Raw genomic sequence first — 17,325 nt, 5'->3', positions numbered from 1 at the left:
TTACCCTTCCATGTTTCTCCGGTTTTTACCCTTCAACTGAACAGGTTTTGAGATCGTTTTGATCCTTTCCATAATCCTGGCAGCTTTAACTGCTTCTTTTTCACCGCGTTGCGTATACGTCAAATGATGTTCCAATTCGTCAAAATTGAAATTCGACGTGAAAAATGTAGGAAGTTTTTCTGCCATACGGTATTGCAAGATTGTTCCAAGCACTTCGTCGCGTGCCCATGCGGACATGGATTCTGCCCCGAAATCATCGAGCATGAGGACGTTAGCTCGTTTTACAAAATCAATCTTTTCATTTAGCGTCTGATCTTGAATCGACTGTTTGATTTCCCTAAGGAATTCAGGGATATAAACGACAACAGTTCGAATTTGACGATTGGCGAGTTCATTTGCGAGCGCACCTAGAATGAAGGATTTCCCAGTCCCGAAAGGTCCGTAAATATAAAGACCGCGTTCCGGCACCTTCCCTGTTTCACTCAACTCGCCAAGGAATTGCGCGGCCGCCTCGACAACGATGATTCGGCTTGTATCATGCTCCAAATCGACGTCGGGCAAACTCGCTTCCATTACATCTTTAGGCATGTACATGCTATCAATCATATTCGAAACATTACGGCGTTCATCATCGACCAGTTTATTTGGACATTTAATATAATCAAGATCGATGAATCCCTGCGTAAGCACGAGTTTCGGCTCGAATCCTTTCATGACATTAATACAGCCCTCTAAATTCGGACAACCCTCGCACTGATGGGAAGCAGAGACGTATTCATATAATTTACCTAAACTTTTGTCTACGACTGCTTTATCAATGTCATTTGAATGATCGGTTATGAATTGTTGTACACCTGGTGATTCCATTACTTCGTTTCTCAAGTTCTCATATCTAGCTGTTAAATCTGACGCATTCATTACGCGTTTCAATGTATTACCTATCCGCTCCAATTTATTTCACCCCAGTTCTCATTGCATCCAATTTTTCCATCAGTTGTCTTCGTTTTTCATCAATGGCAGGGTCTGTGTTTGTCTCCTGCTCTTGTTTTTCAGTGCCTTCTTTTTTATAAAACCATTCCGGCACTTTCTCTTCTCTCGTCGGTTTTCGGCCAGCTGGCTTCTGCTTACCTTCGTTCAGCCACTTCATGTATTGGTCATGCTCGGTACGTGACAAATCCATCGCAACCTTGGCAGAGGTAACTTTTTTATTGGACCAATGCGAAGCAATCCGTTCCGCAAAGTTATTTGTGATTTTCCCATCATTACGTAAAATCATATATTGCAATAGGACATTCACGACACCGATAGATAATCCATGTGTGTTGATGAGCCTTTCCGCCAATTGGATATCAACAGGAAACGGTTCACGGCCGTTCAAATCGCGGAGCATTTCACGCGGTGAAGTGCTTTCCAAGTAAAACAATAATTCATCTTCCCGTGTTGCAGGCTCCTGCGCCTTTACCGGCTCTTCCTTTTTAAAAGCTTTTTCGATCATTGGTACGTTTTGAGAGATATTCATCTTATAATAATCAACAGCAGATTTCCTGAGTCGTTCTTCAGGGAGTTTCAAGTTTTCGTCAAGCGCCATCATAACTACTTTTTGCATATCAATCGGAGTGAGCGAATAAAGGAAGGCCAATTTCTCAATCAATTCCTTGGACACGGAAGCGAGGGATGCTTTTGGCACCATCTGTTCAGAAAGGCCGGCACGAAGCAGATTAAAGTCAAAATCGGAATAAGCGAATGGAATGCCGGACGATTCATTCCGACCTCGCATTTCACCTGTTGTTTCATCCATCCGTTCAGTGGCGGCGAAACGAATCGGTTTGTAGACATCTAAAAAGGTTCGTGATACTTCTTTATAGCTTTCATCTAGTGAATGATCTTCTAAAAAACGGTTTCTTAATCCACGATATGCCTGCTCTCCAATTTTACTGAAGAGGAAGGTGGATAAAAGCGGGTCATCGAAAAAAGATTTCGCGTCCATAGGTGGAAGCAGTTCGTATATGAAGACTCGATCGTGTTCCTCCTGTTTGCAATATGTACGAAGCAAACCGATCGCTTCAAGTGAAATTCTTGCTTCAAATACTTGACCTAATGGCATTGTTAATAAATTCATTAAGTAATAGTGATTGTATTCGGTTTCCTTTTCACATTCTGCATCAGCCCAGAAAGACATGAAGAGGCTCATTGCTTGAGGGCCGATTAATGGTTGATAGAATAATGTGAGGAGTTGCCGGTCATAATCCGAGAACGGACTTGCCATCTTGATTTTGAATGTATCCACTGGTTGCAATTCTTGATATAGCATTTTGTCGGAACCCCTCCTTCAACTAAAAAGTATAAATAAAACCGTTGATTTCCGCTTCAGGCGGACGCTTTCCGCTTCAATCAACTGAACTTACTGCAATTCAGGAACTTCACTCTAAGTTTCATGTCACTGATTATATCGAAAATCAATTACTATCCTTCTTTTGTTGCAGGTTTTTCAGTTCTTCGATAAACACGTCGATGTCTTTATATTGGCGATAGACGGATGCGAAACGGACGTAGGCGACTTCATCGACATCGGCCAATTTCGCCATGACCATTTCACCGACGTCTCCGGAATTAATTTCAACAATTCCAGAGCTTCTCAATTCTTTTTCTATCAAATAAACGATGTTTTTTAACGCCTCAAGTTCTACAGGACGCTTTTCACATGCTCTTATTAATCCTCTTAGTAGCTTTTCGCTGCTGAATTCTTCACGTGTCCCATCCTTTTTCACGACGATGAGTGGCATTTCCTCTACTTTTTCAAATGTAGTGAAACGGAATGCGCAACTTTCGCATTCGCGGCGTCGTCGGATGGAACGATTTTCTTCGGCGGGTCTGGAATCGATGACCCTTGTGCCATTGTAATGACAAGCTGGACATATCATGTCGTATTCCTCCGAATTTCCGTATAGTATATTGATTATAACAGAAGTTTGTCGAAAAATAACGAAGAGGCGAAGGAAAGATCATTTCAGGAGATGTATGAGAGAAAAAGAGTAAAAAAAGCCATCCAGTACATGTCCGGATGGCTTTTCTTTATTAGTTCACTTTTGAATGAAGTGCGTTTGCAACTTTTTTCGTCAATCCTACTACACGTGCGGAGTAACCCCACTCGTTATCGTACCATGCGAGAACTTTTACTTTTCGGTCCCCCATAACGATTGTAGACAAACCATCTATTGTTGCAGATTCAGTAGTCGTATTGAAGTCTATGGAAACTAAAGGTTCAGTTGTAAAACGAAGGATTCCTGAAAGCGCACCGTTTGCAGCGCTCTTGAATGCTTCATTCACTTCTTCAACCGTAACGTCCTTTTTCACATCAACGACTAAGTCGACCAAAGATACATTCGGAGTTGGAACTCTGAGTGCCATTCCGTGGATTTTCCCTTCAAGTTCAGGCAACACAAGCGCAAGCGCTTTTGCTGCACCTGTTGAAGTTGGTATGATCGATTGTGCACAAGAGCGGGCACGTCGAAGATCCTTATGCGGGTTATCCAAGTTTTTCTGGTCATTTGTATATGCATGGACAGTTGTCATTAACCCATTTTCGATGCCGAATGTATCGTTCAGCACTTTAGCAACTGGTGCCAGACAGTTCGTCGTGCAACTTGCATTGGAAATGACATCATGTTTGTCAATATCAAGCTTTTCATCATTTACACCAAGAACGATTGTAACATCCTCGTTTTTACCAGGAGCCGTCAAAATGACTTTCTTCGCTCCTGCTTCAAGATGAAGAGCTGCTTTATCGCGTGCATTGAAAACGCCTGTTGCTTCAATAACGATATCAACGCCAAGCTCCTTCCATGGCAATTGGGATGGGTCACGTTCAGCTAGTAATTTAACCCGTTTCCCGTTGACAATTAGAGCGTCTTCCTCAACAACGACGTCACCGTCAAACACACCATGATTTGTGTCATACTTTATCAAATGTGCTAACGTTTCAGCTGGATACGATGCGTTTACCGCTACTACATCCACGTCATCCTCCGTGATAATTTGACGGAAAACCATACGTCCAATCCGTCCAAAACCATTTATCGCTATCGAAGTAGTCATGAAATATCCTCCTGCATAATGTTATATACTTTTTATCTTTTATCCGTTAATTAGTATAGCACATTTTAACTAGGTGCAAAGAGTTTGTGAACGAAATATCAATGTTCTACTTTTCAGAGAATGAAGTTATAACTTCGCATTCCACTTCGATAGGATTGCATCTAGTTGTCGTTCTGTTTCTTCCAAAGTCCCATCATTATTAATGACCGCATCCGCACCCTTTTCTTTTTCCGAAACGGGAAGTTGGGAAGTGATGCGCGCATCCGCTTCCTCCAATGACAAATTGTTTCTCGCCATCAGACGTTCACGCTGGATGGAAGGTGCGACTGACACGACAATAATCTTTTCGACATAGGATTGGAGCTTGCTTTCAAATAGCAACGGGATATCCATAATAACGGTATGACTGCCTTTTTCTAACCAAAATTCCTTTTGGCGAACCATCTCTTGTCTGATGGCAGGATGAATGATTTTATTAAGCTTTTCACGTTCAAGCGGATCGTTGAATATAAGCGCACCAAGCTTGTCCCGGTCAAGTTCCCCAGTCGGTAGGATGAGGTCACTTCCGAGAACGCTGGCTATTTCTTCTAACACCGTGCTCCCCGGTTCTACAACCTGCCTGGAAATCTCGTCCGCATCCACGATTTTATACCCTTTTTCCTTTAACATTCGCGACACAGTACTTTTACCGGTCGCAATACTTCCTGTCAAACCGATGATCATCGGATTCATCCTTTCTCATCTTTGGCATTTCGGGCAATAGACGGATGTTCTTCCGGCTATCTTCATGCTCTTCGTCATGCTGGCGCATGTTCCACACACTTTTTTCCCATACATCTTTAGACGGGTTTGCATCGTTCCCGCTTCTCCGTTAATATTCCGGTAATCCGAAATGGAGCTTCCACCAGCCTCAATACTTTCATTCAACACAGTAACAATTGCTTGGAATAATTCCCGTTTTCTCTTGTCGCTAATTCGTTCAGTCGCTCTTCCAGGATGCATGTTCATTTGAAAAAGGGCTTCCGTTGCATAGATATTCCCACAACCCGAAATAACATGGCCATCCATAATAACTTCTTTTATCGGTTTTCGGGCATATTTCGGCATAGAAGCCATCGAAAGAAAATGTTCGATCGCCGATGCATCAAACGGTTCAGGTGCCATTTTCATTAATGGGGAGTAATCCTCTTCCTGTTTCAATAACCGGAGTTCCCCAAACCGACGTATATCGGAGTAGACTAACATCCCTCCATCAGTCATCTTTAAAATGACATGAACATGATTTCTGAATTTCCGTTCCGTCACTTCATCTAAAGAATCCACTACAAACCACGCACCCGACATCCCTAAATGGCTGACTAAGAGGTAGGGTTGGCCCTCTTTCTCCATATGAAAATAAATGTATTTACTTCTTCTAGTAACGTCCATTATCGTCATTGTCGACAACTCTTCGATAAAATCCTCAAGCGTTTTTCCTTTTACGATTGCTTCCTTACCCAATTCCTTTGAATTTCGAATTACGTCTGAGACTTCTACTTCAGAAATCGTGCGGCCTTTGGAAGCGGGTGACAATTCACGGACAACGCCTTCCACTTCTGGTAATTCCGGCATGCTTATTCCTCACTTCGTTTCATACCAAGATAAGCCGGACGCCCACTCGACTTTCAAAGGAACGTCGAGCGTCAATGCCGACTCCATCACTTCTGGTACGATTTCTTTCAATTTTTCAATCTCATTTTCCGGAGCTTCAAAAATCAATTCATCATGCACTTGGAGCAGCATCCGCGTTTGCAGGTTTTCTGCCTTTAATCTCGCATCCATGTCTATCATCGCTTTTTTAATGATATCCGCTGCAGTTCCTTGTATAGGCGTATTCATAGCTGTCCTTTCTGCAAAGCTTCGCAAATTGAAATTTGAGCTCGTTATGTCAGGCAAGTATCTTCTTCTATTCATCATCGTAACGACATAGCCATTCATTTTTGCTTGAGTTACGATATCTTCCATATACCGCTTCACTCCGGGGAACGTCGCAAGGTACGTATCGATAAACTTCCCTGCTTCTTTACGGGTAATATTCAAACTCTGAGACAACCCATAATCACTGATGCCGTAAACGATACCGAAATTGACCGCCTTAGCAGTGCGCCGCATATCAGAGGATACTCCGTCTTTATCCACACCGAATACGTCCATTGCAGTCTTTGTATGGATATCTTCCCCTTCACGGAATGCTGCAATCATTTTCTCGTCCTCGGACATATGGGCGAGTACACGAAGTTCGATCTGTGAATAGTCCGCAGCAAACATATACCAGCCCGGTTCGGATGGAACAAATGCTGCTCTGATTTTACGCCCCTCTTCCAATCGGATCGGGATGTTTTGCAGATTGGGATTGATGGAGCTTAGACGACCTGTTTGCGTTAATGCCTGTTGAAAACGCGTATGAATTTTGCCGTCCTCATGAATTTCTTTTGAAAGTCCTTCAATATAAGTCGAGTTCAGTTTTCCAAGCTGGCGATAAGTCAAAATGTATCCGATGATTTCATGTTCGCTTTCTAGCTTTTCCAGTACATCGGCAGCAGTTGAATAACCGGTTTTCGTTTTTTTGATTGGCGTTAAACCAATTTTCTCGAAAAGAATTTCTCCTAGCTGCTTCGGTGAATTAATGTTGAATTTTTGTCCAGCCATTTCATAAATGATTGACTCCAACTCTGAAAGTTTTGCCGATAATTCAATGCCGATTTGTTGGAGGATGCCTAAGTCCGTCTTTACCCCTGTCGACTCCATTTTCCCCAGGATTTTGGCTAGGGGCATTTCGAGCTCACGATACAATTCGAATTGTTCATTTTCCCGCAGTTTTTCTTCAAGAATCGGTTTCAGTTTCCAGACAGCTTGTGCTTTTCGACCAGCATGGTCTGCAAGTATCCTCTCTTCAGGCATTGCTTTTTTAGCACCTTTTCCGTAGACAACTTCGTCGGGCTGAATTTCAACATAGTTGAATTCCTTTGCTACCGAGGCGACATCTGTATAGGAGGAAGATGGATTCGCAATATACGTCGCAAGTAACAGGTCAAATTCAAGACCATTCACTTCAATGCCTTGTCGCAATAATGAAGCAAATGTCGCTTTGGAATCAGACGTATATTTTTCCTTCTGTTCATCTAGGAGCCATGCCTTTAATTTATCGGATTGCATCATCACTTCAAACGGGACAAAAACGATTTGATTACCATCCGTCATCCCAATACCGGAAATGTCCGATGCCAAGTAATTTTCATCCATCATTTCAACATGAATTGCCATTACATCTGCAGGATCGAACGCTTCCGGATCCGTTATGATTTGCACATCGATTTCTTCGATCGGGCCGCTTTCCGTTTGAGGGGCCATTTTTTCAAGCAACGTCTTAAATTTCAATTCTTCATAGATCGCTTTTACATGATCTTCATCGGGGCCTGGATAATTCAGATCTTTTATTGAGATCGTCAAAGGGGCATTGACTTCTATCGTTGCGAGCTTCTTGCTCATGAACGCCTGTTCCTCATGTTCAGTTAAATTCTCTTTAAGTTTCTTGCCCGAAACCGCATCCAATGATTCGTAAACCTTCTCGACTGTGCCATATTCCTTTAATAGTTTCAGGGCCGTTTTCTCCCCCACCCCAGGAACTCCAGGAATATTGTCGGATGCATCTCCCATTAAGCCTTTCATATCTATGATTTGCTCTGGTGCAATGCCATACTTTTCCATGATATGTGCTGGCGTATATTTTTCAAGATCTGTAATGCCTTTTCGAGTAATGCATACTGTTGTATGGTCGCTTGCAAGTTGGGTCAAGTCTTTATCACCTGAGATGATGATGACTTCACTTCCATCTGCGTCGCCAGTCTTGCTTAATGTCCCTATAATGTCGTCCGCTTCATATTGGTCCAGCTCATATTGCGGGATTCGGTATGCATCTAGTAATTTCCGCAAGTACGGAAACTGTTCAGATAGCTCAGGTGGCGTTTTTTGCCGGCCGCCTTTGTATTCACTGAATGTTGAATGTCTGAATGTCGTTTTACCTGCGTCCCAAGCGACTAATAGATGCGTCGGCTTTTCCTCTTCTAAAATGTTCTGCAGCATCATCGTAAACCCATATACGGCATTTGTATGGATGCCTGTATCATTCGTCAATAATGGCAATGCGAAAAATGCACGATACGCCAAACTATTTCCATCTAATAATACAATTTTATTTTTTGACAACTCCGCTCACTCCCTTAATAAAAAACGTCATCTCCATTTATCTTACCAGTTGGCAAGGATAAATGAAAATGACGTCGTTTGTTATTCTAGGTAACCTGTCAATATTTTCGCATATGGAGAATCGGCTGGCATGATGATCATCGTATCTTCACCAATCGTTCTTGAATATGACTGCAATGTACGATATAAATTGTAGAACTCTGGGTCTTTTGAGAAGGCATTATTATAGATTTTGGCAGCTTCAGCTTCCCCCTCAGCATGGATGATTGCTGCGTCTTTTTTTGCAGTCGCAAGCAATTCCTGTACTTCCCGGTCTGTTTCCGCTTCGATCCTTTGCCTTTCTGCATCTCCTTCCGATAGGTATTCCTGTGCTTTCGACTCACGCTCGGAGATCATACGTGTGTAGATCGATTGCTCGTTTTCCTGCGGAAGGTCAATCCGTTTCATCCGCACATCAATCACTTTGATGCCGAAATTACCTTCATCGAGGAATTCGTTCACTTTTGCTGTGACGACATCATTCAAGTCTCCGCGAGAAGTGTTTTTATCATTGACGACATCGACGTAATCGAGTTTACCCATCTCATTCCGGATGACAGAATAGATGAATTCTTCCATTCTCGCTTCTGCATTGACAATATTTCTTGCATTCGAAATCATTTCCTGCGGGTTTGTGATTTTCCAGACGGCGTAGTTGTCGATAATGATCCTCTTTTTATCCTTTGTGCTGATTTCAGCTTCGGATACGTTATATGTCATCTGGCTTTTCGGCAAAGTCGATACGGTTTGAATGAAAGGAATCTTCATGTTCAAGCCCGGGTCCTGTATAACTCTGGAAATTTCACCGAACTGACGGACGACACGGAATTCGTCTTCTTTTACGACGAATACGTTAGCCAAGAGGATGACGGCAATGGCAAATATAACTGTAAGGCCAATTGCATTTTTTACGAATTTCCGAGTGTTGAACGGGCGTTTCGGTGTGATGACTTTATTCGGATCTGCCGCTTTTTGCTGCTTCGCCCGCTGACGCTCCATAAATTTCTCTTCTATGCTTTTGAATGGATTATTTTCATTTGACATCAGTTCCCGCCTCCTTCCGTTTTCTGTTCAGCCGGCGGTGGCGTTTGGTTCTGATTTTCCAATTGCTGAAGCGGTAAGTATTTCACCGTTTCACCGTCGTCGTTCATAATATAAATTTTCGCTTTTGGCAATACTTGTTCCAACGTCTCAATGATTAGTCGCTGGCGAGTGATTGTTTTGTTCTTTGCATACTCGGCATACAGATCATTAAAGAGCGCCACATCTCCCAATGCCTGCTCGATACGCGCAGTTTTTTGACCGATTGAACGCGATTTAATGGCATCCTTTTCACCAATCGCTTCATTTTTCCGCTTATTCTCATATTTTTTCGCTTCATTAATTTTCGTATTCTTTGTTTCCCTGGCATCCGTTACGGCTGTGAATGAGGCGCGGACATCTGCGTTCGGCAGTTCAACGTCTTGCAGCTTGACGCCTTGGATGGCGATGCCAATATCATATGTTGCAACAAGGCTAGTTAGTAATTCACGCGTCTTCCCTTCAATTTCCGCTTTTCCGTCTGTCAGCGCTGCGTCAATAGTTGAGTTACCAATGACAGATCTAATGGACGCCGATGTCGCATCATGCAAAATTTCCTGTGGATCTTGGGAGTTGAATAAGTACTTTTGGGGATCCGTAATCTTCCATTGGACGACCAGATCTGCTAGGACGATATATTCATCCCCTGTAATCATTTTTGTTTCTTTGTCATAGGATACAAGTTCGCCACTGGCGTCCTGCTTGTAACCGAATTGAAGGCTGAATGTCTCCTTTGACAGCTTCTCAACATGCTGGATTGGCCATGGCAGCTTGAAATGTAAACCTGACTCAGTAATCGGCGTGTCTGCCTTTCCGAATGTAATGACGACAGCTTGCTCAGATTCATCAACTGTATACCATGTAGAAAATGCAATGACTATCAAGAGTATCCCTGCGATTATTAAGCCTGCTGCTACCGATGCTCGGCGTGTACTCATATTTGAAGTTCCCCCTTCTCTTATGTATCTCTTAATCATACGGATAGCATTGAAATAAGTTTCAAAAAAAGAACCCGCGTTACGCGGATTCTTTAGGCAGCGTGATTGTAAAAGTCGTCCCAACTTCTATGATACTTTCAACAGCAACTTTTCCGCCATGTGCTTCAATTAGATGCTTAACGATGGCGAGCCCAAGTCCTGTACCTCCGGATTCTCTGCTGCGTGCCCGGTCGACCCTATAAAAACGCTCAAAAAGACGAGGCAACTCAGCCGGCTTAATGCCGATACCTTCATCTTTCACTTCAATAATAGCCTCATCGACTGTAAAGGAAGTAACAATCGTAATTGTCGTCCCCTCTTTTGAATAATTAACTGCGTTCGACAATAAATTAACCATTACTTGGATGAGCCGATCTTTATCCGCTTCTACCTCAATTTGGGACTCACCTTGTAAAACGACTTGCATACCCTTTTTTTCAAGTGAGCCGGAAATGATTTTCATGGCATCGTCAATTACATTCGAAATATTCACCGCGTCGTATTGTAAATAAAAGCCTTCCCTTTCAATTCCCGAAAGTTCCAGCAAATCGTCAATAAGTAAATGAAGCCGATCACTTTCCTTTTGGATAATCCCAAGAAAATCCTCTAGGATCGCTGGCTCATTCATAGCCCCGTCCAACAAAGTTTCTGTAAAACCTTTTATAGAAGTAATAGGCGTACGCAATTCATGGGAAACATTCGCAACAAAATCTTTTCGCACCTCTTCCAATTGTATTAGCTTCGTAATATCATGAAGCACAACGATGATGCCGAGCCAATTACCATGGCGCCCAATAACCGGCGCACCATAAACATTGAAAAATGAGTGCCCGTTTCTAATTTGACGCTCAGTAACCTGTTCAGTTAGGAATACATCCTCGATCAACGCCTCAATTCCTTCAGGCAATCCGATTTCCTTAACCGTTTTTCCAATTAATGAATCACGAGGCAATCCAAATGTTTTCTCAAACGCACCATTCAGTAAGTTGACAGACCCTTCTCTGCCGAACATTAACAGCCCGCTTCCCATGCTTTCAATCAGAGTCTTCAAGCGTTCTTTTTCCATTGTTCGTAAAATCGAAGTTTCTTGTAAGTTTCTGGCAATCTGATTCACAACGATACCGAGCTCATTGTTATTTCCAAGCTCTTCAATTGGAGTTCTCGCTAAATAGTCTCCATTTGCTATCATTTCCGCTGTTCGCGTCACTTGATCCACAGGGTTTACATATTGTCTAATGACACGGGCCGCAATGAAGAGGGAAATGAGATAAGCGATAGACAGTATAACAAGTAGGAAAAACCAATATTTGCGCTGGACTTCAATTGTAATTTGGTGGTCAATCAAATGAAAAAACTGGCCAAGGACAATGCCAAGACCAGTCAACAGAACAAAAAAAATGACGGCGAATGCCAATAGAATTTTTGAATATAGACGTTTCATTTCGATTTTTGCTCCTCGAACTTATATCCAATCCCTCTTACAGTCTTGATGAAAACTGGTTTTCTCGTATTCTCTTCGATTTTTTCCCTGAGATGACTGACATGCACATCAACGATTCGGGTGTCTCCCGCAAAATCATAATTCCAAACCGCACTTAATAATTGATCACGGGTAAGTACGCGGTTTTTATTTTGCATGAAATAGACGAGGAGCTCGAATTCTTTCGGTGTAAACTCCAATGCTTCCTCTCCAAGATAGACTTCATACTGTTCTGGGTGAACGGTGAGGGAACCGGATTTTAGGACCTGATCCTCTATCTCCTCAATACCTATCCGCTCGTTGCTGCGTCGCAGGACAGCCTTCACACGTGCAATTACTTCACGGGGACTGAATGGCTTCGTCATATAATCATCTGCACCGATTTCCAATCCTAAAACCTTGTCAGGCTCTTCTCCTTTCGCAGTGAGCATGATGATGGGCGTGTTGATATTGCGGCTCCTTAAGGCTTTGCACACTTCTATTCCATCCATTTTGGGCAACATAAGATCAAGTAATATCAAATCAGGTTTCTCATCTTCAACTTGTAAGATGGCTTGTTCGCCGTCACTCGCCATAACTGTTTCGAAGTTTGATTGTTTCAGATTATAATCGAGCAGTGTACGAATCGGTTGTTCATCATCTACAATTAATATCTTGCTTACGATTTCACCCATCTCCCTTAGCTGTCTTATTTCTTTTCTTATATATTAGAAGTTATCCATTGCTTGTGAAGTCAGGTTTTTTTGGATTGAGGGAGGAATGACTGTCACTGTCCCTGAAATAACTGTTTGTCCATCCTCGTTCGTCGCTTCGATCATCATAATGATGGATTGGTTTTCTTGTTCTACTCGGATCACTTCGAAAAGGAATTCGATTGTTTCATAATGATAGACATGATTCGGGAAAATTAAATGCTGCTCTGTAACGTGAGACCCCGGGCCTGGTAAGTATTTTGAAACGGCTGAAGTGACAAAGCCGGTCAGCATGATCGTCGGGACTACCGGTTTTTCGTACTTTGTTTGAGAAGCGTAGTCATGTTGAATATATAGTGGGTTTGCATCATTCGTCAAGCCCAGGTAAAGCAGAAGATCTTTGTCCTCAATCTTTTCGGTAAGCTTCAGCTTTTCTCCAACTACAATTTTATCAAACTCTCTACCTATACGCCTCTTCTTCCCTAGTATCAACTCATTTCCTCCTTCATACAGTTAAAATTGTTGTTATTGAAAGTGTATCAATTTTCACTCGGAAAGGGCAAGTGTCTTGGTTAATGCTTGTCCGTTTCTATTCACCAAATATAAAAAAACCGGGCAGCTCTTGGCGGCGCCCGGTTAAAATCTGTTTAGGATTAAAGGTTTTTAATCAGTTCATCTGCAAATTCGGAAGCTTTTACTTCTGTTGCTCCGTCCATTAGACGAGCGAAGTCATATGTTACGACTTTAGAAGCAATTGTCTTTTCGATAGAAGCAGTGATCATGTTTGCAGCTTCGTTCCATCCCATATGTTCAAGCATCATAACGCCAGAAAGAAGAACAGAAGATGGGTTTACTTTGTCAAGGCCAGCATATTTCGGAGCTGTACCATGAGTCGCTTCGAAGATCGCATGTCCAGTAACGTAGTTGATGTTCGCTCCTGGAGCGATACCGATACCGCCGACTTGTGCAGCAAGCGCGTCGGAGATGTAGTCACCGTTTAAGTTCATTGTTGCAACAACATCGAACTCTTTCGGACGAGTCAAGATTTGTTGAAGGAAGATATCGGCAATCGCATCTTTAACGATGATTTTGCCAGCAGCTTCTGCGTCAGCTTGTGCTTTGTTCGCAGCATCTGTACCTTCAGCTTCTTTAATTTGGTCATATTGGTTCCAAGTGAACACTTTATCACCGAATTCTTGCTCAGCAACTTCATAACCCCAGTTTTTGAAAGCACCTTCAGTGAATTTCATGATGTTTCCTTTGTGTACAAGTGTTAACGATTTACGGCCTTCTTTAAGTGCATAGTTGAGTGCACCGCGCACAAGACGCTTTGTACCTTCTTCAGAAACTGGTTTAATACCGATACCTGAAGTTTCAGGGAAGCGGATTTTATTAACGCCCATTTCGTCTTGAAGGAATGAAATCAATTTCTTAACTTCATCAGAACCTTCCTTGTACTCAATACCTGCATAAATATCTTCTGTATTTTCACGGAAGATGACCATATCGCAATCTTCAGGACGTTTAACCGGAGAAGGAACACCTTCAAAGTAGCGAACAGGACGTAGGCAAGTATACAAATCCAATTCTTGGCGTAGCGCAACGTTCAATGAACGGAATCCACCGCCGATTGGAGTTGTCAAAGGACCTTTGATTGCGATCAAGTACTCATCAATCGTGTCAAGTGTTTCTTGTGGCAACCATTCGCCTGTTTCATTGAATGCTTTTTCCCCAGCAAGAACTTCTTTCCATTCGATTTCTTTTTGACCGTCATATGCTTTTTTAACAGCTGCTTCCAATACGCGTGAAGCTGCATGCCAAATATCAGGGCCTGTACCGTCACCGATGATGAAAGGGATTGTCGCTTTGTCCGGAACGTTTAGTACTCCGTCAGTTACTGTGATTTTTGCCATTTTCTTATTCCTCCATTTCAAGATGAGGGGGCCGGCATACTGAGATACCGCCCCGTTGTATTACTTGTTCAGCTGACCAATAGTTTCTCATGGCCAGTTTCCACAAGTTATCGCTCGTTGATTGGCACATATTTTTGCATATCAGGTCCGATATATTCCGCACGTGGACGGATCAGTCGGTTATTGGAGTATTGTTCCAAAATATGAGCTGTCCAGCCGGAAATACGGGAAACCGCAAAAATCGGTGTGAATAAATCATGATCGATCCCAAGTGAATGATATACCGAAGCTGAATAGAAATCAACGTTTGGTGGCAAGTTCTTCTCGCCTGTCACGATTGATTCGATCTTTTCAGACATGTTATACCACTTTTCTTCGCCGCGAAGTTCTGTCAATTTTTTCGACATTGCACGAAGATGTTTTGCGCGTGGATCGCCATTGCGGTATACACGGTGCCCAAAGCCCATGATTTTTTCTTTATTATCAAGTTTTTGTCTAATATATGATTCTACGTTTTCTTCAGATCCAATTTCCATTAGCATCTTCATGACTTGTTCATTTGCACCGCCATGAAGTGGACCTTTTAACGCTCCGATAGCAGATGTTACGCCGGAATACATATCGGATAGTGTCGCTACACATACACGAGCAGTGAATGTTGATGCGTTCAATTCATGATCCGCATGAAGAACCAATGCTTTGTCGAACGCTTCTACAGCGATTGCTTCTGGCTCCTCGCCATTCAACATATAAAGGAAATTGGCTGCGTAACCAAGTTCTGTTTTAGGGGCGACAGGATCTTGTCCTTTGCGAATACGTGAAAATGCAGTAACGATTGTTGCAATTTTCGCTTGTAGTTTAATCGCTTTTTCAAAATTGGCTTCTTCAGACATATCTTCCGCTTTCTCATCGTATAATCCGAGAAGGGAGATTGCCGTACGCAATGCAGCCATCGGGTGAACGTCCCCGATCGGATACGTTTTGAAATGATCAAGTACTGCTTGGGGAATGGACATATTGTCTGCAAGCTGCTGTTTCAATTCAGCAAGCTCGTCCTCTTTCGGTAAACGTTGGTGCCATAAAAGATAAACAACTTCTTCGAAGCTTGCATTCTCTGCAAGGTCATCGATACCGTAACCGACGTATGTAAGGGTGTCATCAATAATGGAACTGATGGCGGACTGTGTCGCTACGATTCCTTCCAAACCTTTTGATGCTGTCATTTAAATCGCTCCTTCAGTCAATTTTGCCGTATTACCTGCAAAATCTCTTACAGATTCCGGCAATCTACTTTTTATTTAGTACTGTCTGAAACGCTTACAATGACCATTATAAGCAAATATTACAGTTTTGTGAATGGAAACGCTTGTTTTCATCTTAAAAAATAGTAAAGAAGGATGAAATTTTGTTGAAAAACCGCATTAAACAGCAGTCTTACCAATCTTTGGCATTGCAGTGGATTCCCGCGATAATTGCTGGTATTTTAATCTTTATAGTCCCCCCGGTCGGAATCGCAATTATTCTCGCTTACTTTACGGCACCAATTTTGACTGCCATCCGGGTGATGACAAAATTACCTCTGACAATTGCAACGCTGTTTGTCATGCTCTCCATTTTGTTCATCGTCAGCACGTTTTCATTCATCGCTTTGCATGGATTGATGGACACAATACCGATTGTTGAACGACACCTCTCCCAATATACAGGTAAAACCGACTTATCCGGGAAAATATTTTCATTTCTCGAAGAAAAAGTTATCGAATATGGACATGCGTTGCTTGAATATGCGATTGCCTTTACAGCATCTCTCTTCCAACGAATTTTCAGCCTGTTCATTTTCCTCGTTGCATACTTTTTCGCATTGCGTGAATCCGGCAAGAATAAATTTTGGTTTCTCATTTATTTTCCAGTATCGATGCGTCAATCAGCCAAACGGATTTTCACAAAATCCGGTGAATTGATCGGTACATTCTTTTTTGTCGAGGCTAGATTATTCCTTCTGACATTCATCGTACTCAGCCTTGGATTTTCATTGCTTGGTTTTGAATCGCCAATCGGTAATGCATTCCTCGTTTCCCTTGTAGACAGTCTTCCTTTTTTGGGGATTGGTTTATTCATGATTCCGATGGCGATTTACTTTCTTTATTCGAACCAATTAGTCATCGGTGTTTCACTTATCTTGCTTTATATCTTTGTCCTAACTACAAGGCAATTGGCTGAATCGTATATGTGGGCTTCCGCTTTTAAAGTGAAGCCGATTCATGCTTTTTTCATCACAGTCTGCTCATTCTATCTGTTCGGTCTGCCTGGCATTCTTTTAACGCCATTTCTGCTATTCGCTGCCCTCAAATTGAAGAAACATCCTTCATTCACCGAATGATAATTTGTCCTTTACTCATTTTGTTGTAAATCCATTTGATAATGAAAGGCCGGATGATCTTTCTTGGCCCTTTAAATAGCAGCAAAAGGCCTGCAATATCTGTTAAAAAACCAGGCATGATCAATAGGATTCCGCCTAAAAATATACAAACACTATCAATCATGGCTTCACCCGGGGCTTCCATCGATTGCATCCGATTCCGTAAATCGATCCATGCTTTCAGCCCTTGACGTTTTGCAAGATAAGCTCCACCGATTCCGGTGACGATGATCAGAAGAAGTGTCGGCGTTATACCAAGAGCGTTTCCAGAATAAAGCAATAAGGCAATTTCCGCGGCAGGTATAAGAATAAAAACTAACAACAGCCATTTCATAAATACGTCAACTCCAATCCTAAAAAGGCCGCTTTCGAAACAAATCGAAAG

16 protein-coding genes are annotated in these 17,325 nt (G+C 42.3%); 1 reads left to right on the top strand and 15 read right to left on the bottom strand.

Annotated elements, in window-relative coordinates:
• The 14 genes from dnaI to citZ form a co-directional block, all read right to left on the bottom strand.
• A complete protein-coding gene (gene dnaI / locus SLU01_RS02745) occupies positions 1-951 on the bottom strand; it encodes a primosomal protein DnaI (protein WP_147055096.1) in 951 nt (316 codons plus the stop codon).
• A gap of 1 nt (position 952) precedes the next feature.
• Entirely contained in the window at positions 953-2,311 is a 1,359-nt protein-coding gene (locus SLU01_RS02740) for a replication initiation and membrane attachment family protein (RefSeq protein WP_147055094.1), read from the bottom strand.
• A 145-nt stretch (positions 2,312-2,456) separates the two neighbouring features.
• Positions 2,457-2,921 (bottom strand): transcriptional regulator NrdR, encoded by a 465-nt coding sequence (nrdR, locus tag SLU01_RS02735; protein ID WP_147055092.1) that lies wholly within the window; start codon positions 2,919-2,921, stop codon positions 2,457-2,459.
• A 154-nt stretch (positions 2,922-3,075) separates the two neighbouring features.
• Positions 3,076-4,095 (bottom strand): glyceraldehyde-3-phosphate dehydrogenase, encoded by a 1,020-nt coding sequence (locus SLU01_RS02730; RefSeq protein WP_147055090.1) that lies wholly within the window; start codon positions 4,093-4,095, stop codon positions 3,076-3,078.
• A 126-nt stretch (positions 4,096-4,221) separates the two neighbouring features.
• Entirely contained in the window at positions 4,222-4,818 is a 597-nt protein-coding gene (coaE, locus tag SLU01_RS02725; protein WP_147055219.1) for a dephospho-CoA kinase, read from the bottom strand.
• A gap of 15 nt (positions 4,819-4,833) precedes the next feature.
• Positions 4,834-5,706, bottom strand: coding sequence for a bifunctional DNA-formamidopyrimidine glycosylase/DNA-(apurinic or apyrimidinic site) lyase (gene mutM / locus SLU01_RS02720; protein WP_147055088.1), 873 nt, complete (start codon positions 5,704-5,706; stop codon positions 4,834-4,836).
• 9 nt (positions 5,707-5,715) lie between these two features.
• Positions 5,716-8,340 (bottom strand): DNA polymerase I, encoded by a 2,625-nt coding sequence (gene polA / locus SLU01_RS02715; protein ID WP_147055086.1) that lies wholly within the window; start codon positions 8,338-8,340, stop codon positions 5,716-5,718.
• 81 nt (positions 8,341-8,421) lie between these two features.
• Complete coding sequence (gene hflC, locus SLU01_RS02710; RefSeq protein WP_147055084.1) at positions 8,422-9,423, bottom strand: protease modulator HflC; 1,002 nt, start codon at positions 9,421-9,423, stop codon at positions 8,422-8,424.
• The gene (hflK, locus tag SLU01_RS02705) at positions 9,423-10,397 is read right to left on the bottom strand and encodes an FtsH protease activity modulator HflK (RefSeq protein WP_147055082.1); all 975 of its coding nucleotides are present in this window, start codon (positions 10,395-10,397) and stop codon (positions 9,423-9,425) included. The genes hflC and hflK overlap by 1 nt, the downstream gene beginning before the upstream one ends.
• A gap of 79 nt (positions 10,398-10,476) precedes the next feature.
• The gene (pnpS, locus tag SLU01_RS02700; protein ID WP_147055080.1) at positions 10,477-11,877 is read right to left on the bottom strand and encodes a two-component system histidine kinase PnpS; all 1,401 of its coding nucleotides are present in this window, start codon (positions 11,875-11,877) and stop codon (positions 10,477-10,479) included.
• Positions 11,874-12,581, bottom strand: a complete 708-nt coding sequence (locus SLU01_RS02695; RefSeq protein WP_147055217.1) for a response regulator transcription factor — start codon at positions 12,579-12,581, stop codon at positions 11,874-11,876. Before SLU01_RS02695 ends, pnpS begins: the two co-directional genes overlap by 4 nt.
• A 42-nt stretch (positions 12,582-12,623) precedes the next feature.
• Positions 12,624-13,097 carry a MaoC/PaaZ C-terminal domain-containing protein gene (locus SLU01_RS02690; protein ID WP_170232560.1) on the bottom strand — a complete coding sequence of 158 codons (474 nt, stop codon included), beginning with the start codon at positions 13,095-13,097 and terminating at the stop codon, positions 12,624-12,626.
• A gap of 164 nt (positions 13,098-13,261) precedes the next feature.
• Positions 13,262-14,521 carry an NADP-dependent isocitrate dehydrogenase gene (icd, locus tag SLU01_RS02685; RefSeq protein ID WP_147055076.1) on the bottom strand — a complete coding sequence of 420 codons (1,260 nt, stop codon included), beginning with the start codon at positions 14,519-14,521 and terminating at the stop codon, positions 13,262-13,264.
• 107 nt (positions 14,522-14,628) lie between these two features.
• Positions 14,629-15,744: a citrate synthase gene (gene citZ, locus SLU01_RS02680; RefSeq protein ID WP_147055074.1), complete on the bottom strand. Its 1,116-nt coding sequence runs from the start codon at positions 15,742-15,744 to the stop codon at positions 14,629-14,631.
• 185 nt (positions 15,745-15,929) lie between these two features.
• Between citZ and SLU01_RS02675 the strand changes: the two genes are divergently transcribed.
• A complete protein-coding gene (locus SLU01_RS02675; RefSeq protein WP_170232557.1) occupies positions 15,930-16,901 on the top strand; it encodes an AI-2E family transporter in 972 nt (323 codons plus the stop codon).
• Here SLU01_RS02675 and SLU01_RS02670 read toward each other — a convergent pair.
• Complete coding sequence (locus tag SLU01_RS02670) at positions 16,891-17,274, bottom strand: FxsA family protein (RefSeq protein ID WP_147055070.1); 384 nt, start codon at positions 17,272-17,274, stop codon at positions 16,891-16,893. The genes SLU01_RS02675 and SLU01_RS02670 overlap by 11 nt on opposite strands.
• Positions 17,275-17,325 lie beyond the last annotated feature (51 nt).

The organism is Sporosarcina luteola, from assembly GCF_007991495.1.
Classification (GTDB): domain Bacteria; phylum Bacillota; class Bacilli; order Bacillales_A; family Planococcaceae; genus Sporosarcina; species Sporosarcina luteola.
The sequence above is the reverse complement of the archived record's forward strand: the minus strand, read 5'-3'. Positions and strand labels throughout refer to the sequence as shown.